Source organism: Streptomyces sp. NPDC025273 (genome assembly GCF_040638585.1).
Taxonomy (GTDB): Bacteria; Actinomycetota; Actinomycetes; order Streptomycetales; family Streptomycetaceae; genus Streptomyces; species Streptomyces cinereorectus.
On sequence record NZ_JBEZYP010000026.1, the window covers coordinates 51,321 to 60,928 of the forward strand.

At 70.0% G+C, this 9,608-nt stretch carries 9 protein-coding genes; 2 read left to right on the forward strand and 7 right to left on the reverse strand.

The window, feature by feature from the left end; translation table 11 throughout:
• Nucleotide 1 precedes the first annotated feature (1 nt).
• The 5 genes from AB0F38_RS29380 to AB0F38_RS29400 form a co-directional block, all read right to left on the reverse strand.
• Nucleotides 2–1,006 carry a DUF5914 domain-containing protein gene (locus AB0F38_RS29380; protein ID WP_361899751.1) on the reverse strand — a complete coding sequence of 335 codons (1,005 nt, stop codon included), beginning with the start codon at nucleotides 1,004–1,006 and terminating at the stop codon, nucleotides 2–4.
• Nucleotides 1,003–1,998 carry a phytoene/squalene synthase family protein gene (locus tag AB0F38_RS29385; RefSeq protein WP_361899753.1) on the reverse strand — a complete coding sequence of 332 codons (996 nt, stop codon included), beginning with the start codon at nucleotides 1,996–1,998 and terminating at the stop codon, nucleotides 1,003–1,005. The genes AB0F38_RS29380 and AB0F38_RS29385 overlap by 4 nt, the downstream gene beginning before the upstream one ends.
• On the reverse strand, nucleotides 1,995–3,548 hold the full coding sequence (crtI, locus tag AB0F38_RS29390; RefSeq protein ID WP_361899756.1) for a phytoene desaturase family protein: 1,554 nt from the start codon (nucleotides 3,546–3,548) through the stop codon (nucleotides 1,995–1,997). Before crtI ends, AB0F38_RS29385 begins: the two co-directional genes overlap by 4 nt.
• A complete protein-coding gene (locus AB0F38_RS29395; RefSeq protein ID WP_361899759.1) occupies nucleotides 3,545–4,693 on the reverse strand; it encodes a polyprenyl synthetase family protein in 1,149 nt (382 codons plus the stop codon). The genes crtI and AB0F38_RS29395 overlap by 4 nt, the downstream gene beginning before the upstream one ends.
• Nucleotides 4,694–5,936: 1,243 nt before the next feature.
• Entirely contained in the window at nucleotides 5,937–6,179 is a 243-nt protein-coding gene (locus tag AB0F38_RS29400; RefSeq protein WP_361899761.1) for a DUF6411 family protein, read from the reverse strand.
• 303 nt (nucleotides 6,180–6,482) lie between these two features.
• Here AB0F38_RS29400 and AB0F38_RS29405 point away from each other — a divergent pair, with 303 nt between their 5' ends.
• A complete protein-coding gene (locus AB0F38_RS29405) occupies nucleotides 6,483–6,818 on the forward strand; it encodes an N-acetyltransferase (protein ID WP_361899764.1) in 336 nt (111 codons plus the stop codon).
• Here AB0F38_RS29405 and AB0F38_RS29410 read toward each other — a convergent pair.
• On the reverse strand, nucleotides 6,754–7,770 hold the full coding sequence (locus AB0F38_RS29410) for a MerR family transcriptional regulator (RefSeq protein WP_361899766.1): 1,017 nt from the start codon (nucleotides 7,768–7,770) through the stop codon (nucleotides 6,754–6,756). The genes AB0F38_RS29405 and AB0F38_RS29410 overlap by 65 nt on opposite strands.
• Before the next feature lie 58 nt (nucleotides 7,771–7,828).
• Here AB0F38_RS29410 and AB0F38_RS29415 point away from each other — a divergent pair, with 58 nt between their 5' ends.
• Complete coding sequence (locus AB0F38_RS29415) at nucleotides 7,829–8,119, forward strand: hypothetical protein (protein WP_361899769.1); 291 nt, start codon at nucleotides 7,829–7,831, stop codon at nucleotides 8,117–8,119.
• 85 nt (nucleotides 8,120–8,204) lie between these two features.
• Here AB0F38_RS29415 and AB0F38_RS29420 read toward each other — a convergent pair whose 3' ends face one another.
• A complete protein-coding gene (locus AB0F38_RS29420) occupies nucleotides 8,205–9,323 on the reverse strand; it encodes a DegT/DnrJ/EryC1/StrS family aminotransferase (RefSeq protein WP_361899772.1) in 1,119 nt (372 codons plus the stop codon).
• Nucleotides 9,324–9,608: the final 285 nt, after the last annotated feature.

A 9,608-nucleotide genomic window follows, 5' to 3' on the forward strand; every position in this document is an offset into this window, starting at 1 on the left:
GTCAGCCGGGGAACCGGCCGCTGCGGCGCAGGGACCATCGGCGCTCGGCGTAGGCCAGGTCGTCACGCCACAGGCGGGCGGACGCCCGGCGCAGCAGCGGGCGCAGTACCGGTGCGGCCGTACGGGCCAGGACGAAACCTCGCCTGTCTGACGCCGCGACGACCGCCTCCACCACGGCGGTCCGCGGGCTGTGATGCCCCCGAGGCGTCAGGGGAGTGGCGTGCGCCTCCACGACGGAGGTGGCCCCCTCGCCCTCCGTGATGTGCATGACGACCGTACGCGGCTCCGGCGCGGTGAACACCGCTCGCACGGGCACCACCAGGCGCCCCGCGACCCGGAAGGACACCTCGACGGCGAACGCGTCCTGGTCATCACCCCGTGGGGTGTCCACGACCCGCAGATCGACGAACGAGTACGGATGGAACCAGGATCCGTGCCAGGGATCGAGCCGGTTCGCGACCACGTCCTGCGGCTCGCACCGCCCGACCGTGGTGAACACCGAGTCCACCGCGACGGCGGTCGGGGGGCGTGCGGGCAGCACGGGATGTTCCAGCGGCGCCTCACCCCCGGCCTCGTCCAGGCGTACCCACACCAGCACCCCGTCGTCATGGACGGGGAACGGCGACCAGCCGGCGAACGACTCCTTCTGAAGCGCCAGCCCGTGCCAGTGGCACACGAGCGTTCCGCAGACCACCTTGCCCTCGCGCAGCGGTGCCCCCAGGTGCGGGCACGCGCCTGGCCCGGCCCGCAGGCCTCCTGTCCGCGTGCGCCACAGCACGACCTCCACGCCACTCACGGTCCTGCCGTAGGGGCGGCCGCCGACGATGCTCCGGGATGCCCCGACGACGAACCAGTTCCCCGAGGGCCTCGCGCCGGCCCGCGCGAGGGCATCCGAGATCACGGACGGCTTCGCCTCCCGCCACGTCGGTGCCTGCTCGAACCACCCCGGCCCGCGGCGCATCCGCAGCGGCGACGTCCAACGTCCCACGCCCCGACGGTCCCTCATCGGCCGTGTCCCTCCTCTTGACGCACCGCTGCGGGCGCGGACGCCGTCGTGGCGGGCACCCTGGTGCGGATCCGGGCACTCAGGATGCGCACAAGTCCGGCGGCAGCCGTCCGTGCCCGGCGCCGGCGCGGAACCACACAGCGGCGGTGCAGCACGGCGTACTCGGCGTCGGCGATCGCGTCCAGGATGCCGCCGTACAGCGTGCAAGCAACGCGGATGCACGGCCGCACCCGGGGGTCGAGCATCCCGATGCCCGGCTCCGCCTCCCGGTACACGTTCCGCGTCATCTCCTCGGCAGCCCTGAGGGCGGCGCGGATACGCGGATCATGGTTGCCGGTCCGACGGCTCCACTCCAGCATCGGCCGGTCCACCCCGTGGGCCGCGAGCAGGTCCGCCGGGAGATAGACGCGCCCCCGGTCCAGATCCTCACCCACGTCGCGCAGGAAGTTGGTGAGCTGAAACGCCATGCCGAGGGCTGCCGCGTGCGGTGCCGCCTCCTCGCGGGCTACCACCGTCCCGAGCACAGGCAGCATCTGCAGCCCGATCACCGCAGCCGAACCGTGCATGTACGCCTGCAGGTCCGTGTACGTCGCATAGTCGGTGACGCTCAGATCGCTGCGCATGGAGGCCATGAAGTCGGCGAACAGCCTCGGATCGATCCCGTACCGTCCCGCGGTGTCCGCCACCGCCCGCACCACTGGCTCGGCCCCGCATCCCGTGCGCAGCCCGCGGGCGAGGTCGCTCTCCAACTGCCGAAGCAGCCGATCGCGTTGTTCCGGAGTCTCCCGCCTGCCGATGTCGTCGACGATGTCATCGGCCCAGCGGGCGAATCCGTACAGGGCGTGGACCGCGCAGCGCCGTTCGACCGGCAGCAGACGAGTGGCCAGGAAGTAGGTCTTGCCATGGCGGGCGTTGAGCCGGCGGCACTCCGCGTAGGCCGCTCGAATCCCGGGGTCGGTGATGCCCGCGGCGTCCAGTTCACGACGGGTCATCGGCGCTGCCTTTCGAGGACGGGACGATGGTCGGTTGCTGTACGGCCGCTCCCGCGCGCACCGGATCGGGGGAGGCCCGTGACGCGGGCGGCGGCGAGCTTTCCGCTGAGCAGGACTGTCGGGACCCCCACCCCGGGGGTCGTTCCGCACCCGGCGAGGACGACGTTGTCCCAGCCGCGTACGAGATTGCGCGGCCGGAAGGGACCGGTCTGGGCGAAGGTATGGGACACGGAGAACGGTGTGCCCGCCGCAAGGCCCTGGGCCGACCAGTCCATCGGCGTCACCAGCAGCTCACGGTCGATGGAGGCGTCGAAACCCTTCAGACCCCGGCGTTCCAGCTCCGCCACCAGGCTGTCGCGGTAGCGCGGTCCGAGGTCGCGCCACGCGTCGCCGGACGGGCCGGTTGTGGTGTTCGGGCACGGAGCCAGGACGTAGTGCAGGTGTTTTCCCTCCGGCGCGAGTCCCGGATCGTGTGTCGTCGGCCTGGTGATCAGCAGCGACGGATCGCTCATCAGCTGTCCGGTTCGCGTCAGTTCGTTGAAGGTGCGCTCCCACGCGGCGCCGAAGGAGATCGTGTGATGCGAGAGCTCGGGCCAGGTGCGATCGGTACCGGCATGGAGAATGACCGCAGAGGGGGAGTGACGCAGCGGTACCGGACGTCGCGGAGCGCGCCCCAGAAGACGATGCACGACGGGCAGATCGGGTGTCAGGATCAAGGCGTCGCAGGCGATCCGTTCGCCCGATGCAAGGTGTACGGCCCTCACCCGTCCGGTATGGCGTTCCAGTCCGGTCACCTCGGCCGACCAGCGGAACCGGCCTCCGGCGTCGCCTGCCGCATCCGCCATGGCTCGGGGCAGTGCGTGCATCCCGCCCCGGGGGAAGTGGACACCCGCCACTGTGTCCATGTAGGCGATGACGGCGTAGGCGGCGAGTGCCCGGGCCGGTGCCACTCCCGCGTACAGGGCCTGGAAGGAGAACACCCTCCGCAGCCGCTCGTCCGAGAGGAACCTGCCGATCTGCGGATCCAGCCGCCCGAAGCCGCCCAGGGCAGCCAACCGGGCCAGGTCCGGATGCAGGAGCTGCAGGGGTGAGTCGAAATTCGTATCGATGAACCGGTGCATCTGAGCCCGGTACAGCCGCCGCAGCCAGATACGCAGCCGACGGTAGCCCTCGGCCTCGACAGGGCCGGCGAAACGACGCACCTCGGCCTCCATCGCATCCCCGTCCGTATGCACGTCCAGGTGGGTGCCGTCCGCGAAGCGGGCCCGGTACGCAGGGTGCAAGTCGACGAGATCCACCCGCCGGTAGAGGCTGTCACCCACGGCGGCAAAGGCCTCGTCGGCCAGGTGCGGCATCGTCAGGACGGTCGGGCCGGTATCGACCCGGTATCCACCGAGCTGCAGCAGACCGGCACGGCCTCCCGGCCCGCCGCTCCGCTCGACGACGGTCACCCGACGGCCGGCGCCGAGCAGATACAGCGCGGCGGCCAGGCCGGACAAGCCGGCACCGACCACCACGACATGGTCCGTGGACCCGGACACGGTCTTCACTGGGCTCCCTCGCTCCCTACCGGTGCGACGACCGCCCGTTCGACCAACGAGGCGAACTCCTGACGGGCATGCTGATCCGCTCCAGTGGCTGCGAAGTGCCGCAGGCTGAGCGCGGACAGATCGGCGATGTAGCTCTCCACGACCGCGCGTGCACCTGTGCGTTCCAGCGCCGCGCGCATCCGTGCGACCTTGTCGTCGGAGCGTGCGACGTCTTCCGGCCGCAGCGCGGCAATCGCCTCCGAGTCGTCCGACGCGGAAGCGAGCCGCACGGCCACCGCGAGGAGATAGGTGAGCTTCCGTCCGCGTAGATCCTCATCCGCCGGCTTGCCCGTCACCGCCGGATCTCCGAACGCCCCCAGCAGATCGTCGCTGAGCTGGAAGGCCAGCCCCGCGCACCGGCCGGCGGACCGCAGCGCGGTGAGGGTCCGGGCACCGGCGCCGGCCAGCGAGGCACCGAGGGCGAGCGGCCGCTCCACGGTGTAGAGAGCGCTCTTCAGGGTCGCGATCCGTACCGCCTCGTCCGCGGCGGACGAGCCGGTCGCCTGGGCATGGATGTCCAGGTACTGCCCGGCCACCATCTCGCAGCGCATCGCCTGCCACTCACGGTGCAGCTGCCGTCCGTGCGGGGAAGTGAGCACGATGTCGGTGAGCAGGTCGTCGGCCCACGCCAGCGCCAGATCGCCCGCGAGCACGGCAGCCGCAGCCGAGTACTTCTCAGGCGCACCGTTCATCCCGCCGACGCAGTGCATACGGGCGAAGTCGGCGTGAACGGCGGGAGCCCCTCGGCGCATCGGCGACCCGTCCATGACGTCGTCGTGTATGAGCGCGCACGCCTGGAGGAGTTCGAGGGCCGCCCCGATCCGGAGCAGCGTTCGCGGATCGCAGTCCCCGCCGACGGCCCGCCACCCGCACCACAGGAAGGCAGTCCGCAGCCGCTTTCCGCCTCGCTGGACGAAGGCGGCCACCCGGCCCGCGACTTCTCGGGCGAACACCTCGTCCACTTCGTGTGCCTCGCGCAACCTGACGTCCAGCTGGTCCGCGAGAACGCCGTTGACGGCCACGGTGGCGTCGGCAGCGGTGCCCGGGACGTCCTGCCGGCCGACAGGGCCGGCGGTGCCACCCTGCTCTGCCCGCCCGTCAAGCATGCACAGCCCTTTCGATCTTCCTGCCTCGTCCACGTAGGCGTCGGCTGCCGACCGGGACACGGGTGCACTGGCTCCGGCGTCGCCGGGGTTTGCTGCGGCCGCCCTGGAGAGGGCACAGGGCGCTGCGTCGCTGTTGTCCATTCCGGCCTGACCCTCGTCCTCGGACGGCCTGGCCGAGGACTCGCCTCCTGGCCCGGCGTAGTGGTGGCGTACCCAACTGCGGCTCTGCGCTGTTCATACGGCCCCGCAGATGTCGGAGCTCGAACGGGCACCGGTCCTCGCCGTGTTCCGGCATGAACACAGCTGCGGGGGAAAGGCGCCAGTCGATGACTCGAACCGAGTGGCCGACAGACCTTGTCGTCGACGGGGTACTCACGGCACCTGCAGCGGTCGCGAGCTGCGCGCACACGTGAGCGGCGTGACAACCGCGAGTGGCGGTGTCGGCTCCTTCATTCGGGTGTGCCTGGTCCCGGCCCCCTGGGTACAGCAGCGGTTCGGTTGCTTTTCCAGCGGCGCTGATTTGGCCGACGTCGCGATTCGCCGATGACTAGGCTGTCAGGGAGCGCGCCTGTATGCGCAGACCGTGGATGAGCTGAATGCTGAACTCGGTATTCACGCCTGACGTGGTGGAGGAAGAATGCGGACGCTGTGGTGCCACGGCTGTGTTCCTCGAAGGAGTTCGGACACTGACGTTCTCAGAAAATCATCAGGTTCGGATTCCTGCCCTACGGCCGCGCCGGGCCCTGGGATATTTCATCACTGCGGGCGCATGGAAACGACGCGTGGTCGGACCGGCGCAGTGGCTGCAGCCCACCGCGCCAGCCTGTAGCCCCGGGCGAGGGCCGCAACGACAGGGTCGTGCTCGCGTCAACGGAATGGGGCTCGACCGAGGTGCTCGCCGAGCCTGGCGAGGCGTGCATCTCCCGGGCGAGGGAGCTGACCGGTGGCGAGGTCTCGCACACCGCTCGGGCACGGCTTCCTCACCGGCATCGTCCGCAACGAGGACGACATGGCTCCGCCCGGCCCGTTGCCGGTGCTGAGACCACAGCCGGAGGTGGCTGCTACCAGGTCTCCGAGGATGCCGGCGATCAGGGCCCGGCGTTCCTCGGCCACCACGGCTCAGGAACGGCCGTAGCCGTTCCCCTGGGGCCGCTCACGGGCTGCCGGCGGACGCGGCTCGCGTACACGCCGAGCCCCGCCCCCCTCAGCCCGCCGTAGCGCTCCGCCGGAGGCGGCGAACCGGTCAGAACGGCATGCGGCCGCGGGCCCGTCGGCCGGCGGAGCCGCTGCTGCCCACAGCCTTGGAGCTGCTGCGGAACGGCTTGCTGAAGATCCGGCCCAGTACGCCCGGAGCCTTGCCGCCGGCTCGTGACCCGGCCCCGAGAGTCCGCTGGGTGCCACGCTCCGGATGGCGGGACAAGCGAGGTACGAAGAACGCAAGGACTGCCAGAACGACACAGACAGCGACGATGCCAACAATCATCATGAAAGGCTCCCCAGGTTGGTGTGTCCTGGCCGTCTGCCCCACCGGACCACCGGTATGCGCCGTGGCTCCGTAGCACCCGGCACATCGGACAGGTGGCCCGGTCGGCTCCGTCGCCACCGGATGCATCGGCCGCCGGACACGGGGCAGGCGTGAGGTATGCAGGGAAGCTACGCACGGCCCGTGACGTACCCACTCCGCGGCGCGCCTTCTTCCGGGGCACATGACCTAGCGGCCCCCGCTCATCACGGCGGCCGGGGACGTCACCGACTGCGCAGGCACCGCAAGGGCGCCTGGCACCGGCGCGTGCTCGCCTATCTCGAGGTCCAGTTGGTGCACCCACCGGTGCGGGGCGCAGGTGACACGCAGCATCTGCTCCTGGTGCACGTGCGCAAGGTGGTCGGCCACGTGGACTTCCGCCTCTGCGCGTCCTGTGCGGAGGGGGTCATCACCGATGTGCTCATCGAGGAGCAGTTCCATCGCAGTGGCCTGGGTACGAGAGCCCTCTCCCATCTGCGAGCCCGATATCCGGGAGTCGTCTGGCGCACGACGCTCGACCGGCGCGTGACGCGCGACCTCATGCGCCGGATGCGGGTGCCGAAGCAGGACGGGGGCACCCGGTGCTCTCATGCGAACGGATGAAGGACGGATCCTGACCGGCCGTCTGCGCGTCCAGTGCCGCCAACAGCCAGTCGTGCGCGGACCCGGGGGTCGGCTCCGGCGGGCCGCCCGACGGGGTGATCACCTCGGCGACCAGCTCCCAGTAACGGTCGATCCGCGGGTCGGCCGTGAGCTGCTTGACCAGCAGTCTGCGGAAGGCGGGCGTGTCCCGGCTGCGGTACGTGCTCGCGTAGGCGTCCACGAAACTGTCCAGCTCCTCGCCCGGGCACGGTGCCCGGCCCCGACGCAGCTGTGTGCCGGCCAGCTCGTACGCCTCAGCCAGGCCGGCGTACAGCACAGCTGATCCGCGTGCCCCCGCGCACTTGTGCGCCTCTGGCTGCGGCCGCTCGGTGCCTGCGCACGGGCGGGTCACGAAGGCGTTGAGCCGGGCGAAGGCGAGGACCTGGGCCGGTTCCGGGTCGGTAGGCGGCTCGGGAACCGCCGCCTCCAGGAAGGCCGCCGTCGCCCGGGCCGGCATCCGCGGTGGCAGCCAGGCCCGCCAGAACCGGGCCAGCGGAGCCGTGCTCGGCGGAGCGGCCACCGCTCCGATCAGGCGCAACCGGTCCGCCCGCTCCCCGGGAGGGCACTCCTGCACCAGGCGCAACCCCGCCTCCCGCCAGCGCAGGGCCTGGAGCTGGGAGCCGAGGTCGCGCAGCTGGCCGGCGACGGCGTCCTCCAGCACGCTGACCGCCCCGCCCTCCTCCTCGTCGATGACGCGGTGCACCTCGCGCACCGGCAGACCGAGGGCACGCAGGGAACGGACCAGACGCAACCGGTCCAGTGCCTCGGGGCCGTATCGGCGATGCCCACCGGAGCTGCGGGAGGCCTCCGGCAGCAAGCCTCGGTCGGAATAGAAGCGGACGGCCTTGACGGTGACGCCCGCGAGCTCGGCGAGTTCGCCGATGCTGCACAGGCCGTCGCGTGACGTGAACACTTGAACCTCCCTCAGGGGGAGCTTCTACCGTACCGGCGAGCGCGGCCGGGTGATCTCGATGGTCCAGATGCTGGTGGGCTTCGGAGACCCGGCTCTCCAGGATCTCACCGACCCCCCCCCCGGTGATCTTTGCGAACTCCCCGCCGGGCACTGGCCGATGCTGTCCCTTCCCGCCGAGCCGGCGCAGGTCCTGCTGCGGGCTGCCGCGGTCGAGGGATGCCGGCTGGTGGCGCACGGATCCGCGCAGCCGCCCGCGCACCTGCGGCCGTTCCTGCCGGACGTGCCGGAGGGACTCCGTGAGCGGACCGGGGGCTGGGCGATGTTGCTCGTGGCGGCGGCACCGGGGTGAGTTTTGCGGGTTGGGGTGTTGTTCGGGGTGGTCTGGAGGATATGCCGTGGTGGTGGGGGTGGTGTTCTGGTTGGTGGGTTGTTTGTTACCAGCCGGTTTTGATGGTGTGGGCTATGTGGGCGCGGTCGGTGTCGGTGAGCCACCAGCCGACGGGGATGGAGATGTGGTGGTTGGTGATGGTGTCGAGGTTGGGGAGGGGGGTGGTGTAGGGGTGGGTGGCGGTGTATTGGTCGTTGCGGTGGTGGATTTCGCTGGTGGTGATTCCTGCGTTGTGGAGGTGGTGGGTGAATGCGTCGCGGTTTTCCACTTTGAGTGTGTAGTACATGAATGAGGGGTTGCGGTCGGGGTTTCGTTCGGTGAGTTGGAGTCCGGGGGTGTTGGCGAGTTCGGTGTCGTAGTAGGCGGCGTTGTCGCGGTGTCGGGCGAGGTTGGTGTCGATGATGTCGAGGTTGGCGAGGCCGATGGCTGCGTTGATGTCGTTCATGTTGGCTTTGAAGCCGTATTCGAGGATGTCGTTTTTGTAGCGGGATGTTCCGCCGTTGCGGTCGATGCCGTACCAGCGCAGGAGTCGGGCGCGGTCCAGGAGGTCGTCGTCGGGCAGGACGATGAGTCCGCCGTCTCCGGTGGTGAGGTGTTTGATGGCTTGGAAGCTGTAGACGGCGATGTTGCCGTGGCCGCCGAGGGGAGTGTTTTTGTAGGTGGCGCCGAAGGCGTCGGCGCAGTCTTCGATGACGCGGGGGCGGGTGCCGTTTTTGTGTTCGGCCTGGTCGAGGATGTGGGTGAGGCGGTCGAGGTCGACGGGGTAGCCACCCCAGTGGACGAGGACGATCGCGCGGGTGGTGGGGGTGATTTTTCTGGCGAGGTCGTCGAGGTCGAGGTTCAGGGTTGCGGGGTCGGTGTCGACCCATCGGATGCGCATACCGTTGGCCAGGATCGGCCAGTTCGTGGCGGTGCAGGTGAGTGCGGTGGCGAGGACTTCGCCGTCGCGCGCGGAGTCGGTCTCGGTCGCGACGAGGTGGAGGGCGAGGTGGAGTCCGGAGGTGGCGCTGTTGACGGTCAGGATCCGGTGGTTGTCGAGTCGTTGGGCGAGGGCGCGTTCGAGTTCGTCGACTTTGGTGCCCTGGCCGATGTAGCCGCTGTCCAGGACCTGGCCGACGAGCGCGGACGCTTTGTCGGACATGGCCACCTTGAAGAGGGGGATCATGTGTGTTGTTCCCTTGAGTGGGTGGGGACGTCGGCGGTGCGGCGTGTGTGGGTGTGTGTGGGGGTCTGTTGTCCCTGTGGGTCGGTGGGTTGTGCCGACCCACAGGGTGGTGTGGGTCTGTGGGGTGGTGGTGCCGGTGGTGGTGGCCGGTGTGGGGTGTTGTGTGGGGTGTTGTGTGGGGTGGGTGGGTGGGTGGTTATCGTTTGGTGGATTTGTAGGCGCCGTCGGTCTGGACGTACCGGGTGCGTACGAGCCAGGAGTCGTTGGTACGGATGAGTTCGTCGT